This window comes from Novosphingobium sp. HNCC26BN242, assembly GCF_057180525.1.
Window position 1 is genome coordinate 882,391 of sequence record NZ_JBXUGM010000002.1, and the last position, 24,832, is coordinate 907,222.

Annotated in this window: 23 protein-coding genes; 16 read left to right on the forward strand and 7 right to left on the reverse strand. The window is 62.5% G+C overall.

The window, feature by feature from the left end; all coding sequences use genetic code 11:
• The first annotated feature begins 83 nt into the window (after positions 1–83).
• Positions 84–407: a hypothetical protein gene (locus AC2A1F_RS11840; protein WP_484208951.1), complete on the forward strand. Its 324-nt coding sequence runs from the start codon at positions 84–86 to the stop codon at positions 405–407.
• Here the strand turns inward: AC2A1F_RS11840 and AC2A1F_RS11845 are convergent.
• Positions 380–1,588, reverse strand: a complete 1,209-nt coding sequence (locus AC2A1F_RS11845; RefSeq protein WP_484208952.1) for a trans-sulfuration enzyme family protein — start codon at positions 1,586–1,588, stop codon at positions 380–382. The genes AC2A1F_RS11840 and AC2A1F_RS11845 overlap by 28 nt on opposite strands.
• Positions 1,589–1,640: 52 nt before the next feature.
• Between AC2A1F_RS11845 and AC2A1F_RS11850 the strand changes: the two genes are divergently transcribed.
• Positions 1,641–2,975 carry a phospholipid carrier-dependent glycosyltransferase gene (locus tag AC2A1F_RS11850; protein ID WP_484208953.1) on the forward strand — a complete coding sequence of 445 codons (1,335 nt, stop codon included), beginning with the start codon at positions 1,641–1,643 and terminating at the stop codon, positions 2,973–2,975.
• Between the two features lie 139 nt (positions 2,976–3,114).
• Here AC2A1F_RS11850 and AC2A1F_RS11855 read toward each other — a convergent pair whose 3' ends face one another.
• Genes AC2A1F_RS11855 through recO form a run of 3 tightly spaced genes read right to left on the reverse strand, consistent with a single transcriptional unit; the run spans position 3,115 to position 5,959 of the window.
• Complete coding sequence (locus tag AC2A1F_RS11855; protein WP_484208954.1) at positions 3,115–4,239, reverse strand: glycosyltransferase; 1,125 nt, start codon at positions 4,237–4,239, stop codon at positions 3,115–3,117.
• Between the two features lie 12 nt (positions 4,240–4,251).
• The gene (gene leuB / locus AC2A1F_RS11860) at positions 4,252–5,310 is read right to left on the reverse strand and encodes a 3-isopropylmalate dehydrogenase (RefSeq protein WP_484208955.1); all 1,059 of its coding nucleotides are present in this window, start codon (positions 5,308–5,310) and stop codon (positions 4,252–4,254) included.
• A 40-nt stretch (positions 5,311–5,350) separates the two neighbouring features.
• Positions 5,351–5,959: a DNA repair protein RecO gene (gene recO, locus AC2A1F_RS11865; RefSeq protein WP_484209035.1), complete on the reverse strand. Its 609-nt coding sequence runs from the start codon at positions 5,957–5,959 to the stop codon at positions 5,351–5,353.
• Positions 5,960–6,055: 96 nt separating this feature from the next.
• On the opposite strand from recO, the gene apaG reads away from it, so the two are divergent.
• From apaG to AC2A1F_RS11880, 3 genes are all read left to right on the forward strand, one after another.
• Positions 6,056–6,454, forward strand: coding sequence for a Co2+/Mg2+ efflux protein ApaG (apaG, locus tag AC2A1F_RS11870; protein ID WP_484208956.1), 399 nt, complete (start codon positions 6,056–6,058; stop codon positions 6,452–6,454).
• Positions 6,455–6,466: 12 nt separating this feature from the next.
• A complete protein-coding gene (locus tag AC2A1F_RS11875) occupies positions 6,467–7,264 on the forward strand; it encodes a LysR family transcriptional regulator (RefSeq protein WP_484208957.1) in 798 nt (265 codons plus the stop codon).
• A gap of 66 nt (positions 7,265–7,330) precedes the next feature.
• Positions 7,331–9,373, forward strand: a complete 2,043-nt coding sequence (locus AC2A1F_RS11880; protein WP_484208958.1) for a putative bifunctional diguanylate cyclase/phosphodiesterase — start codon at positions 7,331–7,333, stop codon at positions 9,371–9,373.
• A 9-nt stretch (positions 9,374–9,382) separates the two neighbouring features.
• Here AC2A1F_RS11880 and AC2A1F_RS11885 read toward each other — a convergent pair whose 3' ends face one another.
• Complete coding sequence (locus AC2A1F_RS11885) at positions 9,383–10,660, reverse strand: multidrug effflux MFS transporter (RefSeq protein WP_484208959.1); 1,278 nt, start codon at positions 10,658–10,660, stop codon at positions 9,383–9,385.
• Between the two features lie 74 nt (positions 10,661–10,734).
• Between AC2A1F_RS11885 and dinB the strand changes: the two genes are divergently transcribed.
• A complete protein-coding gene (dinB, locus tag AC2A1F_RS11890) occupies positions 10,735–11,871 on the forward strand; it encodes a DNA polymerase IV (protein ID WP_484208960.1) in 1,137 nt (378 codons plus the stop codon).
• Here dinB and AC2A1F_RS11895 read toward each other — a convergent pair.
• Entirely contained in the window at positions 11,850–12,314 is a 465-nt protein-coding gene (locus tag AC2A1F_RS11895; RefSeq protein WP_484208961.1) for an NUDIX domain-containing protein, read from the reverse strand. The genes dinB and AC2A1F_RS11895 overlap by 22 nt on opposite strands.
• Positions 12,315–12,535: 221 nt before the next feature.
• Between AC2A1F_RS11895 and AC2A1F_RS11900 the strand changes: the two genes are divergently transcribed.
• The 8 genes from AC2A1F_RS11900 (at position 12,536) to gspN (ending at position 21,243) form a co-directional block, all read left to right on the forward strand.
• Positions 12,536–13,375, forward strand: a complete 840-nt coding sequence (locus AC2A1F_RS11900; protein WP_484208962.1) for a type II secretion system protein N — start codon at positions 12,536–12,538, stop codon at positions 13,373–13,375.
• 47 nt (positions 13,376–13,422) lie between these two features.
• Positions 13,423–15,633, forward strand: coding sequence for a type II secretion system secretin GspD (gspD, locus tag AC2A1F_RS11905; RefSeq protein WP_484208963.1), 2,211 nt, complete (start codon positions 13,423–13,425; stop codon positions 15,631–15,633).
• 40 nt (positions 15,634–15,673) lie between these two features.
• Positions 15,674–17,179, forward strand: coding sequence for a type II secretion system ATPase GspE (gene gspE / locus AC2A1F_RS11910; protein ID WP_484209036.1), 1,506 nt, complete (start codon positions 15,674–15,676; stop codon positions 17,177–17,179).
• Positions 17,179–18,408 carry a type II secretion system inner membrane protein GspF gene (gene gspF, locus AC2A1F_RS11915; protein ID WP_484208964.1) on the forward strand — a complete coding sequence of 410 codons (1,230 nt, stop codon included), beginning with the start codon at positions 17,179–17,181 and terminating at the stop codon, positions 18,406–18,408. The genes gspE and gspF overlap by 1 nt, the downstream gene beginning before the upstream one ends.
• A gap of 17 nt (positions 18,409–18,425) precedes the next feature.
• Positions 18,426–18,893 carry a type II secretion system major pseudopilin GspG gene (gene gspG / locus AC2A1F_RS11920; protein WP_484208965.1) on the forward strand — a complete coding sequence of 156 codons (468 nt, stop codon included), beginning with the start codon at positions 18,426–18,428 and terminating at the stop codon, positions 18,891–18,893.
• A 39-nt stretch (positions 18,894–18,932) separates the two neighbouring features.
• Positions 18,933–20,021 (forward strand): type II secretion system protein GspL, encoded by a 1,089-nt coding sequence (gene gspL, locus AC2A1F_RS11925; protein WP_484208966.1) that lies wholly within the window; start codon positions 18,933–18,935, stop codon positions 20,019–20,021.
• Positions 20,021–20,521 carry a type II secretion system protein GspM gene (gspM, locus tag AC2A1F_RS11930; protein WP_484208967.1) on the forward strand — a complete coding sequence of 167 codons (501 nt, stop codon included), beginning with the start codon at positions 20,021–20,023 and terminating at the stop codon, positions 20,519–20,521. Before gspL ends, gspM begins: the two co-directional genes overlap by 1 nt.
• An 83-nt stretch (positions 20,522–20,604) precedes the next feature.
• Positions 20,605–21,243 (forward strand): type II secretion system protein N, encoded by a 639-nt coding sequence (gene gspN, locus AC2A1F_RS11935; RefSeq protein ID WP_484208968.1) that lies wholly within the window; start codon positions 20,605–20,607, stop codon positions 21,241–21,243.
• Positions 21,244–21,414: 171 nt separating this feature from the next.
• On the opposite strand, the gene AC2A1F_RS11940 is transcribed toward gspN, so the two are convergent.
• Positions 21,415–21,870: a Dps family protein gene (locus tag AC2A1F_RS11940; RefSeq protein ID WP_484208969.1), complete on the reverse strand. Its 456-nt coding sequence runs from the start codon at positions 21,868–21,870 to the stop codon at positions 21,415–21,417.
• A 355-nt stretch (positions 21,871–22,225) separates the two neighbouring features.
• Here AC2A1F_RS11940 and AC2A1F_RS11945 point away from each other — a divergent pair, with 355 nt between their 5' ends.
• Positions 22,226–23,659, forward strand: a complete 1,434-nt coding sequence (locus AC2A1F_RS11945; protein WP_484208970.1) for a glycosyl transferase family protein — start codon at positions 22,226–22,228, stop codon at positions 23,657–23,659.
• Complete coding sequence (locus AC2A1F_RS11950; RefSeq protein WP_484208971.1) at positions 23,656–24,753, forward strand: hypothetical protein; 1,098 nt, start codon at positions 23,656–23,658, stop codon at positions 24,751–24,753. The genes AC2A1F_RS11945 and AC2A1F_RS11950 overlap by 4 nt, the downstream gene beginning before the upstream one ends.
• Positions 24,754–24,832: the final 79 nt, after the last annotated feature.

Genomic DNA, 24,832 nt, shown 5'->3' on the forward strand with positions numbered 1-24,832 from the left:
TTGCAAACCGGTGGGAACTTCCCACCGATTTTGTGGATTGATCGAGCAAAAGACTGCCCGTTCTGGGCGGTCAGGAGCGGTCCGTGTTCACTCAACTCAACCCGACGATCCCCCTGCACGTGCTTGGCAAGGGGGACGGCTATGCCATTGGCCTGATTGATTATGGGCAGGAGCACAATCTGATCTGGGTCACCGCGCTGGATGAATCCGGGGAAATCTGGTGTGCCCCAAATGCCAAGGTGCGTCTTGGCAAGAACTGGACGATGGGGCGAGCAGAGAACTGCCTGATCACGCAGGACAAAATGGACGCTGCAGATGCGCACCCAGATGAGGGCGCACTTGATCAAACTCCGCTCGGGCAACGATCAGTCGCTGAAGATCAAAGCCCTGCCTTAAGCAGCGCTTGATCGAGATCCTCAATCAAGTCATCCGGGTCTTCGAGTCCGACGTTCAATCGCAGCATGCCCTCACCCACGCCCATGTCGGCGCGGGTTTCGGGGCCGACGCCATAGTGCGTGGTCGAGGCCGGGTGGCACATCAGCGAACGCGAATCGCCGATATTGTTGGAAATGTCGATCAGTTCTAGCGCATCGAGCAGCGCATGGGCCTGTGTCAGTCCGCCATCGAGGTGGAACGAGAAGATTGTGCCGCCTGCTTTCATCTGCTTGATTGCCAGATCATACTGCGGGTGGCTGGGCAGGTGCGGATAGAGCAGGCGCGGCACTCGGGCCTCGACGAAGCTGGCGACCTTGAGCGCATTCTCGCTCTGCCGCTGGATGCGCAAGTCGAGCGTTTCGAGGCCTTTGAGCACTACCCATGCGTTGAACGCGGCGATGTTCGGGCCGGTGTTGCGCTGGAACGGCAGCAGCACATTGTTGATCCAGTCCGCCGATCCGCAGACCGCCCCTGCCATCACGCGGCCCTGACCGTCCATCATCTTGGTGGCGGAATAGGCGACGACATCGGCACCAAAGTCCATCGGACGCTGGAGCGCGGCAGTGGCAAAGGCGTTGTCGACCACGGTGGTGATGCCATGGCTTTTGGCCAGACCGCAGACGAACTCCAGATCGACCACGTCCATCGTCGGGTTGGCGGGGCTTTCGAAGAAGAATACCTTGGTGTTGGGCTGGATTGCGGCTTCCCACGCAGCGTTATCCGAAGCGTCGATGGTCGTCCCGGTGATGCCGAAGCGCGGCAGCAGGTTATCCACCAGCCAGCGGCACGATCCAAACGCGGCCTTGGCGGCAACTATGTGATCGCCTGCCGAAAGCTGGCATAGTAGGGCGGTGGTCATCGCGGCCATGCCGGTGGCCTGCGTGCGGCAGGCCTCGGCCCCTTCCATCAGCGCGATTCGCTCTTCCAGCATCTGCACGGTGGGGTTCTGCAGGCGCGAATAGGTCATGCCCTCAGCCTCGCCCGCAAAGCGCGCGGCGACGGTGGCGGCATCGTCGTAGGTAAAGCCCGAGGTCAGGAACAGTGCTTCGGACGTCTCGCCCATTTCCGAACGCCACGTGCCGCCACGGATGGCTTGCGTTGCGGGGCGCCAATTGCGGGTGATCGAACGGTCCTGGCCGGTGGTGCGTTTCATGAGCCTGCCTTAGTTTTGCGCGGGGGCCTGCGCAAGCAGCAGGATTGCGAACTTGGCGTGGCGGCCCTATTCCACCGCGCAGATGATGCTCTCCTCTACTGATCGTCCGCGCGAAAATGACCCCGCCCTTTGGTGTGCGGGCATCGCCGCTGCATTTTTCGTCGTGGTGATGCACCGCATCGCCATCCCTTCGACGATGATGTTTGACGAGATTCACTATCTTCCCGCCGCGCGGCGGTTGATCGAACTGACAGAGCGGCTCAATCCCGAACACCCGCTGCTGGCCAAGCAATTGATTGCGTGGTCGATGCAACTGATCGGCGATACCGCGTTCGGCTGGCGCTTTCCTTCAGCCTTGCTGGGCGTGATCGGCCTGTGGGCGATGATGCGCAGCCTGTGGTGGGCGAGCCTTTCACGTACTGCCACGATTGTGTTCGGCCTGCTGCTGGCTACCAATTTCATCTGGTTCATTATGTCGCGCATTGCCCTGCTCGACATGGCGATGGGCGGGTTCATGGCGCTGGCTATGTGGCAATGGGCGCTGGCCTGGCGCAATCCATCGGGGCGGATCGGTCGCGCGCGGATGCATCTGATGCTCACTGGCCTGTTCATGGGCCTGTCGCTGGGGGCCAAGTGGAACGGAGCGCTGTTGGTGCCGCTGCCGGGGCTGATCTTTGCGCTGAACCGCTGGGAAGCGCTGAAAGGCCGCCGCATGGGTCTGCTCTGGGTGTCCCGGCAGGCGGGGCCCATCCCCGGCGTGTCGTTGATCGAGGCGGCACTGTGGCTGGGCGGGCTGCCGCTGCTGGTCTATTTCGCGACGTTCCTGCCTGCATTCTTCTATGACAAGGACCCGATGACGGTGGGCCGCCTGATCGAATGGCAGCAATATATGCTGCAATTGCAGGACAGTGTGAAGAAGCCCCACACTTACATGAGCGTGTGGTGGCAGTGGATGGCCAACATCCGGCCGATCTGGTTCCTCTATGAAAATGTCGACGGCGCGCAGCGCGGCGTGTTGATGCTGGGCAATCCGTTCACGATGCTGGCCGGCCTGCCCGCGCTGCTGTTCTGCGCATGGGATGGCTTCAAAGGTAACCGCCTGCGCCTGCTGGTGTTTGCCGCTTATGCTCTGCTCGTTGGGTTCTGGGCGATCAATGGCAAGCCGGTGCAGTTCTACTACCACTACATGCTGGCCAGTTGCTTCCTCTATGCCGCGCTGGCGCTGGTGCTGGCGGAATGGTGGGACATTGGCCTGCGCTGGCCTGCCAAAGTGACGCTGGTCCTCGCCTTCGGCCTGTTCATCGGCTTCTACCCGATCATCTCAGCCGCAGAACTGCCACGCAGGGATTCGTACCGGGACTACACCTGGCTCGATAGCTGGAAGTAGCAGGACCTTCGACATTCGCCCCATGCGGGCCTGCGAAGCACGATGTCCTGCGCTCCAGTGCTCGGAAATCACACTTTTCGGCTCCACCTGGAGCAAATGTCGAAGGTCCTGCAGGTTGCGCAAAAAAGGAGACCAAGGCTTAGTACTTGCCCCAGACGAAGCGTGACGACAGCGCGAAGTTCCACACCGAACCCAGCACAATGCCCACGATCACGGCGATGACCGCCGGAAAGCCGATGGTTTTCAGCACAGCGGCCGATCCCACGTTGGTCAAAAGCCCAAGCGAGCAGGTGAGCGCAAACTGTGCCCAGCCGCGCAGCAGCGGGCCAAAGCCGCGCAGACGCTTGTCGGAATAGGTCAGTTCGTTGTTCAGCACGAAGTTGAAGCTCATCGCGATGATCGCCGCCAGCGTGTTGGCGGTGTTGAACGTAGCGCTCTCCGACCAGTTGCCATAGACGAAGCGCTCGCCCGCAACGAGCTTTAGCAGTATCCATAGAGCGCCCAACTGGACGACAACGCCCATCGCACCCACGGTTCCAAACAGAGCAAAGCGTGTCGGAATGATGCGGCCCAGCCACTTGTCGTAAAGGCCTACCAGGAATTCGAAGATCACGGTCTGGTCCAGTTTGCTCTCACCCTCGGTTCGGGCGACGAAATTGAGGGGGAATTCCTTGACCCTGAGCGGCTTGTCCACCGTGGCCAGAATGTCGAGCAGAATCTTGAACCCAACACCGGAAAGGCGGTGCGCATCGGCGCGCAAGGTTTCAGCCCGCAGCATGAAGTAACCGCTCATCGGGTCGGACAGTTCCACGCCGGTCACCTTGTTGGCGATGCGGTTGGCAAGGCCCGATGCCTTCACGCGGTCTGGGCGCCCCCATTCTGCGGTGCTCGCTCCTTCGGCAAAGCGTGAGGCATAGGCGATGTCGTATTCGCCCCCTGCAACTGCGGCCAGCATCTGCGGCAGCAGCGCCGGATCGTGCTGCTGGTCGGCGTCCATCACCGCCACAATCGGCGCGGCGGTGGCGCACATGCCCTCGATGGCGGCAGAGGCGAGGCCCCGCCGTCCGATGCGCTCGATCACGCGGATGCGCGGATCAGACAGGCTGATGCGGCGCGCTTCCTCGGCGGTGCCATCAGGACTGTTGTCATCAACGAAGATCGCTTCCCACACCACGCCCTGCAGCGCGGCATCAAGGCGCGCGACCATTGGCGCGATATTGGCGCGTTCGCGATAGGTGGGTAGTATGACGGCAAGCTGGAGCATAGTGCGCGGCCCTTAGAGCCTTGCAAGCACCGCGTCACCAACTTCTGTGGTGCCCGCCGTCCCGCCAAGGTCGCCGCCGAGCACGCCATCGGCCAAAGTCTTCGCCACTGCGGCTTCCACGCGGTCCGCTTCGGCAGCAAGGCCGAGCGAATGGCGCAGTAGCATGGCCGCCGAAAGGATCGTCGCCATCGGGTTGGCAAGGCCTTGACCCGCAATGTCTGGGGCAGAACCGTGAATCGGTTCATAAAGGCCGAACGTGCCGTATGCCGTTTCACGTTCACCTAGCGAGGCCGATGCGAGAAGACCGATGGAGCCGACGCACATCGAGGCTTGATCCGAGAGGATGTCGCCAAACAGGTTGCCGGTCAGCACCACGTCGAACTTGCCCGGCGCGCGGACAAGCTGCATCGCGGCATTATCGACGTACATGTGTTCGAGCGCGACTTCGGGGTAGTCCCTGGCCACTTCGACCACCACATCGCGCCACAACTGGCTGGTTTCCAACACGTTGGCCTTATCAACCGAGCACAGACGCTTGGCGCGGCCCATCGCGGTGCGGAAGCCGACATGCGCGATGCGGCGCACTTCGCTTTCCGAATAGGACATCACGTCATAACCTTCGCGGTCGCCATTGGCGGCGGTGCGGAAGCCCTTTTCGCCAAAATAGACATCGCCGTTCAGCTCGCGCACGATCACCATGTCGATGGCACCTGCCACTTCGGGGCGCAGCGCGGAGTGGCCTTCGAGCCCTGCAAAGACTTTGGCCGGGCGCAGGTTGGCAAACAGGGTCAGCGCCTTGCGCAGGCCAAGGATCGCCTGTTCGGGGCGAAGATGACGGTCCAGCGCGTCGCAATCGGGATCACCCACCGCGCCGAACAGGATACCATCAGCTTCGCGCGCAATATCGAGTGTTTCGGGAGGCAAGGGGTGGCCACGGGCCTTGTAAGCCGCGCCGCCGACCAGACCTTGCGTCATTTTGATCCCGGCAATGCCCAGTGCTTCGATCACGCGCACGGCTTCATGTGTCACTTCGGGGCCAATGCCATCGCCCGGCAGAACCGCAATCTTCATCATCGACCCCTTTTTGTCGTTCCCGTCAGCCGCTCGGCCTTCACCCGCCGCCGATGCGGCGCAGGCGGTCCAGCAGAATCGTGCGCGCCCCCATAACATCGCGCGCCCGTTCGGCAAGCAGGCGGTTGGCAATGGCCTTGCCCTGCCGTTCCAGCCGCGCGAGCAGGCTCTCCCAATCTTCCTCAGGCGGTGGGGCCGGAGCCGCGCCATAACCAACTTCGCGCAGCAGCAGAACTTCATACCCAGCCATGACACGCGCCCAACCGCGCGCGGAGGGCGCGTGGCAAATGGCATCGAGCAGTGCCGCCAGCGAATCATGCAGCAGCGGATAGGCGTGGCCCTCGGGCAGGGTGGATGCAGTCAAGGTGCAGGCCCACGTAATCCCGGCGCTCGGCAGAGGTTCAGACAGCCACGGCCCACGGCTAGCCACCAGTTCGACTCGGGCAGAGGGCAGTTGCGCTCCGGCGCGTGCGCGCACTTCGATGGTAATCAGGTTTCCCGGGATCAGCACAGGCCGCAACTCCCGTCCGCGCGCACCCGATACGAATGCGGCGGCCAGGCCGTGCTCGGAGGTCATTACCCGCACGATTGCGCCATGTTCACCGTGAGGGCGGACCGAACAGACAATGGCAGACGCGCGGATCAACATCGCCTCTGCTCTGCGCTGCATTGCCTTTTCGGGCAAGCGCCACAAAGTTGCACAAGCGGATTGGAACGCGCGGCGTTCTGCGATAGTTTAGGGGATATGAAGCAGCTTTTTCAGCATGCCGCGATGACCGATGGGGTCACGGTGCGAGTCGCCGTCAACTTTCTGCCCGAACAATCACGGGTAGAGGCCGGCAAGTGGTTCTGGGTCTATCATATTCGCATCGAAAACGATTCGGATCAGCCCGTGCACCTGCTCTCACGCCACTGGCGGATCACCGATGGGCGGGGCATGGTGAATTTCGTTGATGGCGATGGCGTGGTCGGAGAACAGCCGGTGCTCCAGCCAGGGCAAAGCCATGACTATGTCTCCGGCTGTCCGCTCGGCACGCATCACGGCAGCATGGAGGGGCATTACACAATGCAGCGCGCCGATGGTTCGCTGTTTGATGTGGCCATACCGTTCTTTCCGCTGGCAGCGCCCGCTCCTGCCAACTAAAGCCGGTTCGCAATGAAGCGGACACATCTCCCCCTCAATGGCCTGCGCGTGCTGGACGCAGCGGCGCGCCATCTGTCTTTTACCCGCGCGGCAGACGAACTGGCGGTAACGCCTGCTGCCGTTGGCCAGCAGATCCGCGCGCTTGAGGATCTGCTGGGCGTGGTCCTGTTCCGCCGCACGTCCAAAGGACTGGAGCTGACCGACGAGGCGAGTGCCGGACTCGATGCCATCCGTGAAGGCTTTCTGCGTTTTGAAGAAGGCGTGCAATCCATGCAGGCGGGGCAATCGAGCCACGTCTACACCATTGCCTGCCCACGCGATTTCTTTGCCGCGTGGCTTTCGCCCCGGCTTGCGGCATTTCGGGCAGGCAATCCGCAGATGCGCTTTTCGCTTGTAGGCGGTGATGCTGACATTGATTTCACCGAAGCGAACCTCGATCTTGCGGTGCGCTGGTCCGAAGGGCCCGGTGATCTTGAAGGGATTGCTCTTGGGCAACCGGTGATGGTCACGGTGTGCGCGCCAGATGCGGCCGCAGATTGTCCTTGGATCGGCTGGCCCGGCGATCCTGCGCCGGGTGGAGGCGATGTCGGCTTTTCGGTGGGTGATGCCGGTACTGCCATAAGCGCTGCACGGGCGGGGCTGGGCCGGGCGCATGTGCCGTTTCAGCTGGCCGAAGGTTCGATCAGTTCGGGCCGAGTTGTGACCATTGGCGAGGCTGAACGATCACGGCGCGGGTATTGGCTGGTGGCACCATTGCCGCAGTGGCGACAGAAAAAAGTCAAAGCGCTGGTCGAAGCTCTCTCACAATAGACTCGCGTTTTTCCAAGTATTTGTCCCTTACCCAGTGTTAACCAGAGCCTGCTAGACCGCGCGGGAATGACCACGCGGCCAAACCTATTTGCTCATATCAACGGTCCTGCGCGGTCGGGCGTGTTGGGCCGGTTGTTCCGGCTTGGGCGGGGATCCTTCAGCCGATGGGATATGCACAAAGGCGATGGCTTCACCATTGCCTATGCCAGAAGCCTATCCCATCGCCTGCCGCTGCTTTACACGGTTGTGGTGTTCATCACGTCTTTAACTTCACTGAAGTTTTACGGGCACGCTCCGGTCTGGCTTACATTGTTCGGACCAACGATCATCGGCAGCTTCGCAGCATGGAGAGCGATCCATTGGCGACCGGGGGCCGTGGAAAAACGGCCACTGGCCATCTTGCGCCGCGATCTGCGCGCCATGAGCTGGGTCGGCGCCGTTTCCGCATTTGTGTTCGCTGGCTGGACTATGCTCCTTTACGCTCATGGCGATACAGCCCAGCAGTCTTTCATTCACTATGTAACTGCCATAACGCTTTTTTCTGGAATTCTCGGGCTCGGCCACTCCCCACTCACGGCCCTGCGTATTGCCATCGCGATCACGATTCCGACAACTGGACAGATCCTGTTCAGCGGCCATCCGAACACGCTAATGGTGCTGCTGGTGCAGGTCGTCATCACCTCGATCCTGCTGCTTGTCACCAATGGCCACCATCGCGATTTCGTGCGGCTTGAACTGTCCCGCCAGCAGCTTGCCCGGCGTGAGCGTGAAGCGGCGCAACTGGCGCATGAAAACCTTCAGCAAGCGACTATCGATCCATTGACAGGTGCGCTCAACCGGCGGGCGATACTCGCCCGGCTGGATCAGGAGCTTGTCGCTCCGCGCCACGAAGCAGGCAAGGCATGGCTTGCGCTAATCGATCTTGATGGCTTCAAGCACATAAACGATACCTATGGCCACGCTGCCGGCGATACGGTCCTTGCATCTGTGGCACAGCGTCTGGCCACGTTTGAACGCATTCGCTGCTTCGGCCGCCTTGGCGGAGATGAGTTCGCAGCGATTTTCGATGCCGATCTCGATCAGCAAATGGTTCATAAGCTGGCTACGGAGCTTTCCGAAGCGCTGCGTGCGCCCGTTCTGCACGGCGGGGTTGTCTTGCGTCTGTCCGGTTCAGTCGGCGTGCATCGCATGGATGGCCCCAGCGCCAGCGATTGCCTTGAACGGGCAGATGCCGCGCTCTACAAGGCCAAGGAGCAATCCGACGGCACAGTAGTGGTGTTCAGCCCGGATGATGAAGCGGAACTGCAAAACCGCGCTGCCATTACCAGGCTGTTCAACGACAGCGATCTGGCCAGCCGCTTGCGCCTGCTTTACCAGCCGATAATCGATGGGCAATCAGGGGCAATTTCCGGGTACGAAGCTTTCGTCCGCTGGAGCCCCGATGGCGAACGCTGGCTGGCCCCGGGGCAGTTCATGGCACTGGCCGAAGCCACGGGGCGTACCGGCGAACTTACTCGCATGATCATGGCCCGCGCGCTGCACGAATGTCGCGCGTGGGACTATGGCCGCACGCTTTCGATCAATCTTGCCCCGCGTGATGTGATGCGGTCTGGCACGGCAGACGCTCTGTGGCGGCTGGCGCAAGAGGCTGGCGCGCCTGCCGGGTCCATCATTCTGGAAGTGACCGAGCGGGCTCTGCTGGCCGATGCCAAGCGCGCCGAGGCGCAATTGCAGACGTTTCGTGCCAAGGGCTTCCGCATCGCGCTCGATGATTTCGGCGCAGGCTGGTCCAGCCTCAGCCAGGTGCACCGGCTCCCGCTTGACATGATCAAGATCGATCAGGAGCTGTCCCGCGCCCTTGTGACCGATCCGGGCGCGCGCACACTGGTCGGCACGATCATCTCGTTGTCATGGCAGCTTGGTATCGATTGCACGATCGAAGGTGTCGAAGATGAAACTCAGGCGCAAACAGCCCACGCGCTGGGTATCCGGCTGGTCCAGGGCTTCCACTTTGGCCGACCAGACACCGCCGAAGCTGCTGTTGCAGCAATGCAGGCCTGCGCGGTGCATTCTCGCTTGCCGAAAACGGCGATGACCGGGAGCGCTTGAAGCTCTCGCTCAATGCTCCAGCACGATTGGGCGCGGCGTGCCCGGCGGGTGGACACGGCGGAACAATTTCCCCTTCTCGCTGTACATCACCAGCGAAAGGCTGATCAGACCGGACACCAGCAGGGCAATGGCCAGCGGCAGGGCGGTGTTGTCATAAGCCTGGCCCACAACAATGCCGATGACCGATCCGATGACCATGCGCAAGAAAGCATGCATCGAACTGGCCGATCCCGCCGTGCTGGCAAAGGGCTGCAGAGCAATCGATCCGAAGTTGGCACCGATGAAGCCGATGAGGATCATGTTCATGATCATCAGCGGCATGAACTGCCACAGTGTCTGGCCCGTTCCGCTGGCAAACCACACTTGCACCGCACTGACCACGATGAACGCCAGAACCGCCGTGTGCGACACGCGCCGTGCGCCAAACCGCTCCACGATGCGCGAATTTGAAAAGTTCGCCATCGCCATCATCAGCGCCGAAAGGCCGAACAGCAGCGGGAATGTCTCGCCTGCGCCGAAGTGCTCGGCCACCAGTTGCTGCGAACAGTTCACGTAGCCGATCAGCCCGCCAAACGTCATTGCCCCGCCCAGCACATAGCCGATGGCCGAACGATTGGTGGCGGCTCCCGCCATGTTCACCGCAATCGCCATCGGGCGGATCGGCTGGCGAAATTCAGGATGCAGCGTTTCTGGCAGGCGGATGAACACCCATGATGCCATCAACACGGCCATGACGGCAAGAAACACAAAGATCCAGCGCCACCCGGCAAACAGCAGCACGATCTGACCAATGCTGGGGGCCAGCATTGGCACCACCAGAAACACCATCGATATGATCGACATCTGCTTGGCCATCTGATCGCCCGAAAACCGATCGCGGATGATTGCGCCCGGCAACACGGCAAGGCCACCGCAGCCAATCGCCTGGAGCACACGCATCACCAGCAGTGCATCGAACGATGTCACGAGCGCGCAGCCCAGCGAAAACAGAATGTACAGTCCGATGCATGAAAGCAGCACGGGCCTGCGCCCGTAACGGTCCGCCAGCGATCCGGGAAACAGTGATGCAAAGCCCGAGGCCAGCATGAATGCGCCGATCACCAGTTGCCGCTGGTTAGGATCGGTCACCCCCAGATCGCCAGCGATGAAGCCCAGCGCAGGCAGCATTGCGTCCACCGCCAAAGCCTGCAGCGCCATGACCAGCGCCATCATCGCAATGGTCTCCCGCTCCCCCATTGCGCGCGGACCCACTGCCAGTGAGGTATCTGGAATTTTGTTCGAAGACATAACGATCTAGTGGCCCAGATCGCGGATGATTCCTACCCTTTATGTTGCGTTGCAAAACAGCGTATCGTGCCCGAATGGCGCTCTCACCCGATGATCTTGAACCCGACCGGACAGCCACTGGCATCCGCAAGATCATCCATGTCGATATGGACGCATTCTTTGCCAGCGTGGAACAGCGGGATGATCCGTCGTTGCGCGGATTGCCAGTGGCGGTTGGCGGATCATCGGGCCGCGGGGTTGTGGCCGCCGCCAGCTATGAAGCACGCAAGTTTGGTGTGCGCTCGGCCATGCCGTCGGCTCGCGCGGTGCAACTGTGCCCCGACCTGATCTTTTGCCGGCCCCGATTCGATGTTTACAAGGCGGTGTCGCAGCAGATCCGCAGCGTTTTCCTGCACTTCACCCCGCATGTCGAACCGCTCTCGCTCGATGAGGCCTATCTCGATGTGACCGATGACATTCGCGGCATCGGCTCTGCCACCCGCATCGCCGAACTGATCCGCCAGCGCATTCACGCCGAAACGGGCCTTACCGCCAGCGCGGGCGTTTCCTACAACAAGTTTCTGGCCAAGATCGCCAGCGATCAGAACAAGCCCGATGGCCTGTGCGTGATCCGTCCCGGTGAGGGCGCTGCCTTTGTTGCGGCCCTGCCGGTCCGCCGCTTCCACGGCATCGGCCCGCGCGGGGCGGAGAAAATGGCCAGGCTGGGCATCGAAACCGGGGCAGACTTGCGCGCCAAAGACCTTGCCTTCCTGCGCGAAAACTTCGGCAGTCAGGCCGATTACCTCTATCGCGCTGTGCGCGGCATTGACCTGCGGCAGGTGAAAGCAGACCGCGCCCGCAAATCGGTGGGCGGCGAACGCACCTTCGAGCGGGATATCTCGTCAGGTTCGGCCCTGCGTGAGACGCTGGAGCACATCATCGAGATCGTGTGGGAGAGGATCGAACGCAGTGGGGCAAAGGGCCGGACGGTCACGCTCAAGATGAAGTTCAACGATTTCACCCCCTGCACCCGGGCCAAATCGCTGCCGCGCGTGATTGCAGACAAGGCTGAGTTTGCCACTCTTTCGCGCGATCTGCTCGATGCGCAATTGCCGCTGCCCAAACCGATCCGCCTGATGGGATTAACGCTGTCCGCGCTTCAAGGGGAAGAGGCCGACGAAGCCGCACAGGATGCGGCGCTGCCGGTGCTTCAGGCCGAATTGCCGTTTTGAAGCTTCGCTTTGTAATCCTGCCACTTCGCTATCATTTGGTGAGTCGGCCCGCTCGTCCGCTCAGGCAGGGCATCAGGCGCAAAAAAGCGCGCCTCCTCAATCTCGCGCCCGTCCGGCGCAGGTTTGCCTTCCGCGTGACCGCAGATCAATTCGATCAGATTGGTCCATCCGCTGCGGTCCAGAGTGACCGATCCGATATGTGCAGCCCCTGTCAGAACGCAGCCGGTCTCCTCGGCCAGTTCGCGCACCGCGGCAGACAGCAGGTTTTCGTCCCGGCCCACGCCTCCGCCCGGCAACATCCATGTATCACAGGCGTGATAACTGTGGCGCACCAGCAGGATGCGGCCTTCTGAATCGATGGCAATCACACTGCAGCCACGCACCGTCCGCTTTGTCAGCCGCCACCAGCGCAGGCGCAGGGCGTGGGCCGTGCGCAGCGCCATGCGATGAACCGGGAAGGGCAGGAAATGTAGCATCGCAGGTATGTCTGGCCTAACCTAAGCGGCTTGTCATCCAGCCAGAGACCGCCCAGCCGCGATTGCCACGGTCTTGTCACACCACCGTAGCAAATGGCTGCTTGGGCCAGTTGGAAGATCGATTGGCGGCAGGCGTTTGTGAATCGGCGCCACGCGGCTATGCCTGTCCCATCGGAAGGGAAACGCGTTTGAGATTCGGGGGAATCACGCTGATAAAGCCGGGCAATGCGCCGGGTCTGCCATCACTGCACGCGGTGCTGTGGTGGTTGCTGGCTGTGACTATCGCCGTGCTTGGTGCAGCGTTGTTCTGGGCTATCGTCACCCCCGTATCGCCGGTGGGCCAATGGCTGCCCCAGGGCGTGCGAATCATGTCGCCCTCTGCGCGCGCGGCCCTGTTTGCCAGCGTCGATCCTTTCAACCGCAATGCCGCACCTGCGGCTCAGGCCGAATCGAGCGGCGCGGTCACTTCACTTTCGCTCACGCTCTTTGCCACGCGCGCAACGCCCGGTGGGGGCGGCACTGCCATCATCGCCGGAGCGGATGGCATGCAGCAGGTCTACCGCGTGGGGGCCGAAGTCCAGCCGGGAGTAACGCTTGCGGCTGTGGCCTTCGATCATGTTGAACTTGCACATAATGGTGCCAAGGAACTGCTCTATCTTGATCAGTCCGGCACCGCGCCCGATGCGGCCAATGTGGTTGCGGCAAACCCCGTTGCGCCGCCGCCCGGAGCCAGCTCTGCAGGTGGCCCCATCAGCGTGGAAGCGCTGCGTACCGGGGTGAACTTCGGCCCGCGCGCCGAAGGGGGCCGTGTGGTGGGCCTTGAAGTGCTGTCATCGGGCGATGGTGCTACCTTCCGTGCTGCAGGGTTTCAGCCGGGCGATGTGATCCAGGCCATCGATGGCAAGCCGATAACCGGTGCTCCCGATGCTGCCACCCTGTCTGCCGCGCTGCGTCCCGGCGCTTCGATTGCGGTCACCGTCAAGCGCGGTGATCGCCAGCTTCCCCTTGCGATCACGCTCGCGCCATGAACGACTTCACCATGAAAATGCGCTCAATTTGCTCTCCGAAACTTCTGTTGGGTGCCGCCGCTCTCGCGCTTGCCGTTCCGCAGGCCGCATTGGCGCAGTATACGCTCAATGTGCGTGAGGCGGATATTCGGGCCTTCGTGGCCGATGCCGCCGAAGTCACCGGGCGCACTTTCATTGTCGACAGCCGCGTGCAGACCAAGGTCAGTGTCGTGTCCGACCGGGCGCTTAGCCGGTCGGAGTATTTCGAGGTGTTCCTCTCCACCCTGCGCGCCAATGGCCTGATCGCGGTGCCTACCGGTAATGGCGCGTTCCGCATTCAGCCCGCCGATGGTGCGGCCAGCAATCCAAGCCGCATCGGCAGCCGGGGCGCGATGCAAAGCCAGATGGTCACCGAAGTGATCCGCCTGCGCGCCATCGATGCGGTGCAAGCGGTGGAAACGCTGCGTCCATTGATCAGCAAGGACGGGGCGATTACCGCCAACAAATCGGGCAATTCGCTGGTCGTGGTCGATTACGCCGACAACATGCGCCGTATCCGCGCACTGCTGGCCGACATCGATCGGGATAATGCCGCCACGCAGACCGTGATGCTCGAACACGCTGGCGCGCGCGAAATTGCCACGGCGCTCACGCAACTGGTGCCCGCAGGCGGTGAAGGCGGGCGTTCGCTGGCCACAGTCGTTGCGGTAGACAGCGCCAATGCCGTGCTGATGCGCGGCGAACCGGCCACGTTGGCAAAGCTTGCAGCCATGGCCCGCCAACTGGATGAAAAGGCGGCCTTGGGCGGCGAAATCAAGGTCGTCTGGCTCGACCATGCCGATTCCGCGGCACTGGTGCCGGTGCTCGAACGCTTGCTTGGCGGGCAGGGCGGCGGCGAGGTGGTTTCGGCCAGTGCGGCCCCCATTTCGCTTGGCGGCGTGGGCGGCAGCGGCACGTCTTCTGCCGGAACGCAAGGCTCCACCGGGCCTTCTGCGGCCACGGGAGGCAACGCCACCAGTCCCATCGGCGCAACTGCAGGCGGGCTGGGCAGCGGCCCGATCAAGTTAGCCAACGGGCGCGGCAATGCCACGGTCACGCGCTATCCGGGGGCCAACGCGATCATCATCGCCGCGCCGGCCGATGAACAGCGCCGCATTTCCGAAGTGATCCGCCAGCTTGATATTCCGCAGCAGCAAGTGCTGGTCGAAGCGATCATCGTCGAAGTTTCCAACAATGTGGCGCGCGAACTGGGTGTCCAGCTTCTGTTCGGTGGGGAAAACAAGCCGTTCACCGTCACCAACTTCTCCAACTCGTCGCCCAACATCATCGATATTGCAGGCGGTTTGCTGGCCGACAATTTTGACCAGACGACCACGCTGATCAACGGGCAGACCGTCACCACCTCTACCAACAGCGCAGCAGGCGATCTGCTGCGCCAGAATGCGGTCAATGCCATCAGCTCGGCTCGCGGTGGCTATTCCGGCTTCCTGACCGATCTTGGCAATAGCACCTACCTCGGCGCGCTGATCACAGCGGTGCAGACGGACAAGGATTCCAACATCCTTTCCACCCCGCACATCACCACCAACAACAATGTTCCCGCCTCGATCCTGTTCGGGCAGGAAGTGCCGATTACCACCGGAGAGGCGCTTTCGGGCGGCAATTTCAGCGATACCTTCCGCACGATCCAGCGGCAAAACGTGGGTATCGAGCTGGACGTGACGCCCCAGATCAATGCCGGAAACCTTGTGCGGCTGGACTTGCGGCAGGAAGTTAGCTCGATTGCGGGCACTGTATCGCGCACCTCGAACGAACTCATCATCAACAAGCGTGAGATCAAGACGACGGTGACCGTGGGTGACCGCGAGATCGTGGCGCTTGGCGGCTTGCTGGACGATAACGAACAGCGCACTTTGCAGAAAGTGCCGTTCCTGGGCGACATTCCGATCATCGGTGAGGCTTTCAAATCGCGCGCGCGCAGCCGGGTGAAGACGAATCTGATGGTGTTCATCCGCCCCACGATCCTGCGCAATGCTGCAGATCGTCAGGCGCTGTCTGCCCGCCGCTATGGCACGGTACGTGATGCGCAGGTTGCCTTTGAACCCAAGCGGGAACCCAGCATCGACGAGTTGATCGTTGATTACATGGGCGCAACCCTGCCGGCCGCGCCTACGGCGCAAGTGGCGGTGGTGGCCCCCGGCGATACGCTGATCCGCCCGCGCGCAACGCCTGCGCCGCTGGAACAGGCCGAACTTCCTCCCAGCAACGCGCAGAATTGAGCCGATGGACGAAGCGCAGGACATTGCAGGGCTGACCGTGATGGTGCCGGATGCGGTGGCCAGCATAGTGCCGCTCTCGGTGCCTATTTCTGTGCCCTATGCCTTTGCGCGGGACCGGGGTGTGCTGGTGGAAAGCGTGACCGACACCGAAGTGGTCGTGGCCATGCGTGAAGGGGGCGATCCGCTGGCCTTGCTCGAAATCAGGCGCGTTTCTGAACGACACCTAACTGCACATAAAGTGCACCAAGCCGACTTTGAACGCCTCTTGTCCGATGTTTACGCGGTCGACGGTGCGGCTGCCGCAGTGGCCGGTGACATGGGGATTGCAGGCGATGGGCTGGACCCGCTCGCGCTCGGTCTGCCATCGGCCGAAGACCTGTTGGACAGTGCCGACGATGCTCCTGCGATCCGCCTGATCAACGGTCTGATCGCCGAAAGCCTGCGCCAAGGCGTGTCGGACATTCACATCGAACCTTATGAAACCGCGCTGGTGGTGCGGATGCGCGTCGATGGCGTGCTGACCGAGAAATTGCGGATGCCGCCGCACGTTGCGCCGGTGCTGGTCAGCCGCATCAAGGTGATGGCGCGGCTCGATATTGCCGAGCGGCGCGTGCCGCAGGATGGGCGCATATCACTGAGTCTGGGCGGAAAACTGGTGGACGTGCGCGTCTCTACCCTGCCCAACCGCGCGGGCGAGCGCGTGGTGATGCGCCTGTTGGACAAGGACAACGCCGGGATCGATCTGGTCCAGCTGGGCCTTGATCCGAAGGCCGAAGACACGCTGCGCCGCGCGCTGGCCGAACCCAACGGCATCGTGCTGGTGACCGGCCCCACCGGATCGGGCAAGACGACGACGCTCTATGCCGCGCTGCGCGGGCTGAATGATGGCGCGCGCAATATCCTGACTGTGGAAGACCCTGTGGAATATGCTGTGGATGGCGTGGGCCAGACGCAGGTCAATTCCAAGGTGGGACTGACGTTTGCCGCCGGTTTGCGTGCCATTCTGCGGCAGGACCCGGACGTGGTGATGGTCGGCGAAATCCGCGACAAGGAGACGGCGGACATCGCGGTGCAGGCATCGCTTACCGGGCATCTGGTGCTGTCCACCGTGCACACCAACGATGCGGCAGGGGCGATCACGCGGATGCGCGATATGGGGGTGGAGCCGTTCCTGCTCGCCTCCACCTTGCGCGCGGTGATTGCGCAGCGCCTGGTGCGGCGGCTGTGTCCGCATTGCCGGGAAAGCCGTGAGATCGATGCAGGCATGGCCGAAGTGCTGGGCCTGAAAAAAGTGCGCACGGTGTGGACGGCCAAGGGCTGTGATCAGTGCGCGCAGACCGGGTATCAGGGCCGTGTTGGCGTGTTCGAGGCGGTGCGGGTGGATGACACCATCCGCCAGATGATCCACGATAATGCCGATGAAGCGGCGATTGCACGCCACGCCTTTGCCGATTCGCCCACACTGGCCAAGGCGGTGCGGCGCATGGTGCGCGATGGCGTGACCAGTGCGGAAGAAGCCGCGCGCATCATGCGGCGGGACGGCTGATGGCGCGCTTTGCCTATCACGCGATTGACCCGAAAGGGACCGAACGGCGCGGCGCGATTGAAGCGGTGAGCGAGGCTGCGGCGCGCGAGAAGTTGGCGGCGCGGGAGTATTACGTTGTCAGCGTGAGCGCCGATGCCGCCACATCGGCCCGGCGCGCGGCGACGAGCACCAGCGGCATCGCGTGGTTCGCCACGAAGCTTTCGGCCAAGCAGCTCGCGCTGTTTACCCGGCAATTGTCATCGCTGATGGTGGTCAGCCCGCTGGAGGAAACGCTGCGCACGATTTCGCGGCAGACCGAAAAACCCAAGGCTCAAGGCATACTGGCCAACGTCCATGCCGGGGTGACCGAGGGTTTGCCCTTGGCCGAGGCGATGCGGCGGGAGGAGCCGAGCTTCCCGCCGATCTACCGCGCGATGATTGCTGCAGGCGAGAACTCGGGCAGCCTGCCCGCCATTGCCGACCGGCTGGCCGACATGCTGGAAAAACAGGCGCAAGTGCGCGGCAAGATCATCGCAGCGCTGGCCTATCCCATCGTGCTGTCGCTGGTGGCCATCGGCGTCGTCGTCGGGCTGATGGTTTCAGTCGTGCCGCGCGTGGTGGAGCAGTTTGACAACGCCGCGCGGCAATTGCCGATGCTGACGCGCTTGGTGATCGGGATTTCGCAGTTCCTTAGTGCATGGTGGTGGGCATTGCTGTTGCTCATCGCGCTGAGCGTGCTGGGGTTTGTGCGCGGTTTGCGCCAACCAGCGTTCAAGCTGCGGTTCGATCGCGGTCTGCTCCGCCTGCCCTTTATCGGCAAGCTGATCCGCGATGTTCATGCCGCATCGCTGGCGCGCACACTGGCCACGATGATTGAGGCCCGGTTGCCGCTGGTGGACGGATTGCGGCTATCGACTCGCACTGTTTCCAACGCCGTGCAGGCGCAATCGCTGGCCGGGATCAGTGAGAAAGTGCGGGCAGGCGGATCACTGTCCACCGCATTGCGTGAAGCAGGCACGTTCCCGCCGCTGCTGGTCTATCTGGCGGCGAGCGGGGAGGCAGCGGGCCAGCTTGGGCCGATGCTGGAGCGCGCCGCCGATTATCTTGAGCGCGAATTCGAAGCCTTTACCGCCGCTGCGATGGCGCTGCTTGAGCCTGCGATCATCGTGGTGATGGGCACGGTGGTGGCGCTGATCATCCTCGCCATCCTGCTGCCGATTTTGCAGCTTCAGAACCTTACCGGACTTTGATTATGCCAAATGGGATCATGACTCAAAATACCGCAACCCAGACACCCGAACCCGAAAACAAGCGCCGCCGCAACGGTTTCAGCCTTGTCGAACTGATGGTGGTGATCTTCATCATCGGCCTGCTGGCAACCGTGGTGCTGATCAACGTGCTGCCAAGCCAGGACAAGGCCATGGTGGTGAAGGCGCGCAGCGATATTGCCACGCTGGAACAGGGCATGGAAATGTACCGGCTCGATCTGTCCAGCTATCCAGGGCTAGGCGTAGGGCTGAATGCGTTGCGGACGCCGCCTGCCAATCTTTCGATGCCGCAGAATTACCGTTCGGGCGGCTATGTGAAAGACGTGCCGAACGATCCATGGGGCCGCCCCTATCAGTATCAGGTGCCCGGGCGTGACGGGAAGCCGTTCGAGATCTTTTCGCTGGGGGCCGATGGCCAGCCGGGCGGGACCGATCTGAACGCCGATATCTACGCCGGGCAGAACTGAACGCCTGCGATGGCTGCTGCCCCACCTGTAACTGACGGCTTGATCGTTTTGCTGCCTGCACAGGCTGACGCGCCTTGGCACTGGTGGCGCGTTGGGCAGGGCGGCGTTGGGCGCGAAATGGCGTTTGATGCGGCTGCCGAGGCGGCGCCGTGGGGCGATCATGGTGCGGTGACGGTGCTGGTTCCGGCGGCAGACACCCCGGTGATCGACAAACCCTTGCCTGATATGCCGGTGGCGCAAGCGCTGGCGGCAGAGCGGCTTGGGCTGGCGCAGGGCGGGCTTGAAGCCGTGCAGCATCTGGCCGTGGGCGCAGACAAAGGGCGCTTGCTTGCCTGCCGTGTTGGCACCGCCACCATGGACCGCTGGCTGGCATTGCTGGCGGAGCGGGGAATTGATCCGCAGGCGATTGTGCCAGCGGCCCTTTTGCTACCGCGCCCAGAGCGTGGCCTGATGCTGGCTGATCTGGGCGGGAAATTGGTGGCGCGTACGGCCGAGGCGGCCTTTGCGGCAGAGCCGGGTCTGGTGGCCGTGCTGGCCGAGGGGCAGGAGCAATCGGCGCTGACCGGCGATGAACTGCTGGGCCGCTTGGCCGCATTGCATACAGCGCCGCCGCTGAACCTGCGGCAAGGGCAATATGCGCCGCGCCGGGTTTCAGTGTTCCGCAGTGCCAACTGGATCGGCCTTGCCCGCATGGCAGCCATTGCGGCGCTGCTGGCGCTGGCACTGATGCTGGTGTGGGTGGTGAAGTGGAACATCGACAGCAATGCCGAAGAGGCGCGCGCGCTGGAATTGGCACAAGTGCGGTTCCCGGCGGCGACCAATCTTGATGCGGCAGAACGGCTGTTGAATGCCGAGCTTGCTCAGCGCGGCGAAGGCGGGGCAAGCTTTGTTGCGCCCGCTGCGGCTTTGCTGGATATTCTGCGCGACGTTCCGGGGGTGACCTTGCGCGATCTGGGTTATGGCGCAGACGGCACATTGCGCTTTACCGCCGCAGCGCCGCGCGCCGATGATGTGAATGCCGTGCTGATCGCGCTGCAAAATCAGGGCTGGAAAGTGACCGTGCCACCATCATTGGCCCCTGATCCTACCGGCGCAACGGTTGCCGCCATTACGGTAAGGGCACCATGATGGGCCGGGTTTCTGCGTGGTTTATCGGCTTGACCGGGCGTGAGCGCTGGCTTGTTGGTGTAGCGGTCGGGCTGACGGCGCTGATCGTGCTGGTCTATGGCATTATCCTGCCGCTGGGCACCGCATTGAACGAAGCCGCCCTGCGCCATCGCGAGGTGACCATGCGCGCCGGGCGCATCGTCGCGGGAATTGAAGTGTTGAAGCGCGCGCCTGCAGCCAAGGCTGCGGCGCTGGCCGGGCCGGTTGAGCAAGTAGCCGGTGCCAGCGCGCAGGCCGCAGGGTTTGTCGTCCAGTCCAGCCAGCGGCAGGGCAGCGACATGGTGGTGCTGACGATCCCAACGGCCCGCGCCACCGCAGCCCTCGCGTGGCTCGATGGACTGGGCGGGCAAGGGCTGGCGGTGGAGCAATTGACGATGACGCCTGCGCCCGATGGCACGATCTCGGTCAACGTCACGTTGCGCCGGGTGGGTAGCCAAAGTGCTGGACGGGGCGGATCGTGATCGGGCGCTGGATATTTGTGCGCGATGCCGCGCTAAAGGGCTCAGGGAGCCGTTGGGGCAGATTTGCCCTGGTCGGGGCGGTAGTGCTGGCGCTGATTGTGCTGTTGCCGCTGCGGCTGGTGCTGGGGCTGGCTGCGCCGGAGAATGTTTCAGCCCGCAGTGTTGAAGGGACCGTGTGGGATGGGCGAATCGCCGATCTCAATCTGGGGCCGTTGCCGCTGGGTACGGTCGAAGCAGGGCTGGATCCGCTGCCTTTGCTGATCGGGCGCGCGCAGTTTTCGGTCATGCGCGAAGAGTTTTCGGCCACGGCTTATGCCGGGGGCGGAGTTTCACGCGCCAATGGTAGCCTTGCCCTGCCGGGCGGGCTGGGCGGTCTGCCAGTGACGGCGATCAACTTTACCGACTTCTCAGCCGGATTTGCAGGTGGAACCTGCGTGCAAGCCGAAGGCACATTGGGCCTGACGCTGGCCTCGCTTGGGCCGCTGTTGCCCGATGCTATCATGCTGTCGGGCAAGGCGCGGTGCGAAAAGGGCGCGCTGGTGGTGCCGATGCGCGGCGCGCAAGGCATGGAGCAACTGACGCTGCGCCTGACCGGAGATGGGCGCTGGCAGGCTGATCTGACACTGTCCGGGCTGTCGCAAGAGACGGCAGATGCTTTGCGCGCGGGCGGATTTGATACGCGGCCCGGCGGGATCGGTATTGCGACCAGCGGGACGTTTTGAGCGGGCAGGTCCGTATCCCGACTTCGCTCGACACGAATGGATTCAATGATTTTGCCGAACCTTGCGCCCCCGCGCAGGCGGGGGCCTCAGGCAATTTCTGCAGATTTTCTGTAGCAACCACGAGGCCCCCGCCTGCGCGGGGGTGCGGGGTTGTTATTTGGGTGCGGTGACTCAGGCCGCGATCTGCGTCAGGAACCAGGCGCGCTGTTCGGCCTGATCGGTCCAGTCATCGGCCATGCCTTCGGTGGCATTGTCACCCGCGGCGGTGGCTGCGTCCTTGACTGCGCGGATGGCTTTCACCAGCGCCACGTTATCGTCGCGCAGGGCCTTGACCATGTCCATCGCATCAACCTTGGCCCGGTCGTCGTCCTTGATGCTGGCCTTGTCGGCGATTGCGCCAATGCCGGTCAGCGTAGCGCCGCCATTTTTGCGCACGCGTTCGGCGATAATGTCGGTCAGCGCGAAAAGCTCGGTTGCTTGCGTATCAAACAGGAGGTGAAGATCGTGGAACTGCGGTCCGGCAACATGCCAGTGGTAGTTCTTGGTCTTGAGATAGAGCGTGAAGTAATCGGCCAGCAGGCCGTTGAGGCTGTCAATCAGAGCCTTCTTCGCATTATCGCCTGGCATGATGTTCCCCTTAACTCAGATTAAGTTTGCTAGAGACTTCCATACGGCGAAAGTCGCAAAAGGTTTCATGCAATGTTGCGGAAAGGGTGATCGACACAGACGATCATTCAGTGAATTTTTCGTCAAATTGCCGCAGTTAAGGCGTGCTCCGCGGCGTGCCTGCCAAGGATGCAAGGTTTTGTTTCCAGTCGCTGCCGCATTGACTGGCTCCGCTTAAATTCTGCCATTTTCGAATCATCCCTTGGTTCCTGAACGGTGCCAAGCAGGCATACCGTTGATTTTGTGCTGTTGGTGATGCGGCGCGTCAAACGGGGTCAGAATCTTGCTGGCGTGTCCGTCCATATCTGGGCCTTTCATGTCAGGGCCTGTTGTACCCGGGGCATGTTACACCGCACTGCAATGGCTCGCTGTTGCCGAGCATGAACTGTTGCTGTTTGCGGCAATCTGGTTTGCCGTTTTTGCGATCGACGAATTGCTGGTTGATATCATCTGGTTCCGGTTGCGGTTCACCGGGGGGCTGCGCGCGCAGCAGCTATCTGCGCCCGCACTTGAGGAATTGACCGGAATGGCGGCCGTGCTGGTTCCGGCGTGGCAGGAATTTGGTGTGATCGGCGAAATGGTCCGCCATTCATTCCGATCGTGGCCACAGCGCAAATTGCGCATCTATGTGGGATGCTATCGCAATGACGAGGCCACCCTGGCGGCATTGGTCGCGGCAGGTGGAGACGAACGTCTTCGTGTGGTGTTGCACGATTGCGATGGGCCAACCACCAAGGCCGACTGTCTGAACCGGCTCTATCGCGCAATTTGCGAGGATGAGCGGCGCAGCGGGCAGCGGGTGCGTGCGGTGATCCTGCATGATGCCGAAGACATGGTGCATCCCTCGGCGCTCTCGCTGATGGACCGGGCACTGGATCACGCCGATTTTGTGCAACTGCCGGTGCGGCCCGAACCAGATGCGCAATCGCGCTGGATTGGCGGGCATTATTGCGATGAATTCGCCGAAGCGCATGCGCGCGACATGGTGGTGCGCGACTGGATCGGTGCGGCGTTGCCCGCTGCCGGGGTCGGCTGTGCATTTTCACGCGCTGCGATTGATCGCATTCTGCAACACCGGGCAAGTGCCGAGCCTTTCGCTGCAGAATGCCTCACCGAAGATTACGAGTGCGGGTTGCTGGTGAATGAGACAGGGGGGCAATCGATCTTTCTGCGCATGCGCGACGAGCACGGCGCACTGATCGCCACGCGCGAATATTTTCCCGGCTCGCTGACAACGTCTGTGCGCCAGAAGACCCGTTGGATTCACGGCATCGCGTTTCAGGGTTGGGACAGGCTGGGCTGGAACCGACGGCCCAGCGACCTGTGGATGCGATTGCGTGACAGGCGCGGGCCATTGGTCGCGATGGTGCTGGCCGTAGCCTATCTGCTTGTTGGGCTGTGGCCGATCATGCTTGTGCTCGAAGCTTTTGGGCTAGTGAGGCCGGTTCAGCCTGACAGCGTGTTGCGGGGATTGCTGGCGTTCAACATTGTCAGTCTGATCTGGCGACTGGCCATGCGCGCGTTTTTTTCCGGGCGGGAATATGGCTGGCCTGAGGGTGTGCGGGCCGTGCTGCGGTTCCCGGTGGGCAACATCATCTCGATCATCGCCACACGCCGCGCGCTGATCGCCTATCTGCGCGTGTTGGCCGGGGGGCGACTGCGCTGGGAGCATACGGTGCACCGTGTGCATGTTGCCCAAGTGTGTGGGGGCAAAGCCGACGCTGCGGCCATCCCGCTGCCAACCGCGTGATGGGGCCGGGTGAGCGCCAATGGCAGGGCCAGCCGGTTGCTGTGCTGGCGCTGGTCGTGATGGTCTGGACTGGTGCAAGAGTGTCCATCTGGAAGGGTGAAGCGCGCGACGAGAGCAGCGGTGTGGTGCGAACCGGGTTCATGAAACCCGCTGCGCGGCCTTTGCTTCGCACCCTGACGCCTGAGGTGAAGCCGCAGTTGGTTGCTCTTGAAAAGTCGGCACGCTTGCAAGGTAGCGCTCCGCCCAAGGCTGCGCCAGTTGCAAGCAACGAAAGTCGGCAGGCGTTTCCTGCGTTGGTAAAGATCAGCTTCCTGAGCAACTTCAACCCAGCCTTGTCACCGCCTGCCCGCAGGCTGAAAAGCGTAATAACAGAAAAAACCGAGGCTCTATCGGACCCGCAACCGCCACGGGCATCTGTAAAGGATGATCCGCGCTGGAGCGGAGACAACTGGCTTTTGATGCGCGCTGGTAGTGGCGCGGCAGCGCAAGCGCCGGGGGCTGCGTCCTATGGGGCGAGCCAGGCTGGCGCTGTCGTGCGCTATCGTTTGGGGCGAGGCGAACTGCACGAAAGCTATGGCTATCTGCGCACTTCGCTTGCGATCAACGCGCCGGGCAAGGACAAGGAAATCGCGCTTGGCTTTGGTATAAGGCCCATCGTGCGGCTGCCGCTACGGGTGCTGGCCGAGGTGCGATTGCAAGATACGGTGGCCAGCCCGATGCAGATGCGCCCGGTGGCGACTGTGATTACGGAACTGCCCCCAAAAGCCTTGCCGCTTGGATTTACGGCTGAAGCCTATGCGCAGGCGGGCTATGCTGGAGGGCGCGAAGCAACGGCATTCTATGATGCGCAACTGGTTGTGGAGCGTGCGCTTCCCGGGATCGGTGGCCCCACGCGTGATGTGCGCGTTGGCGCAGGTGTCTGGTCGGGCGGGCAAGAAGGGGCGGTGCGCCTTGATGCAGGGCCGCGCGCTTCTTTTCGGCTGGATCTGGGCGATACCAACCCCGCACGGATCGCGATTGACTGGCGGTTCCGCCTTGCCGGCAATGCCCGACCGGCCAGCGGGCCTGCTTTGACGGTTGCATCATCGTTCTGACGTGAGACCAGCTACAGCTTTTTGCCGCAAAAGCAGCCCGCCGGGGTTGCTGGCAGCGCACACCGGGCCTAGCGTCAGT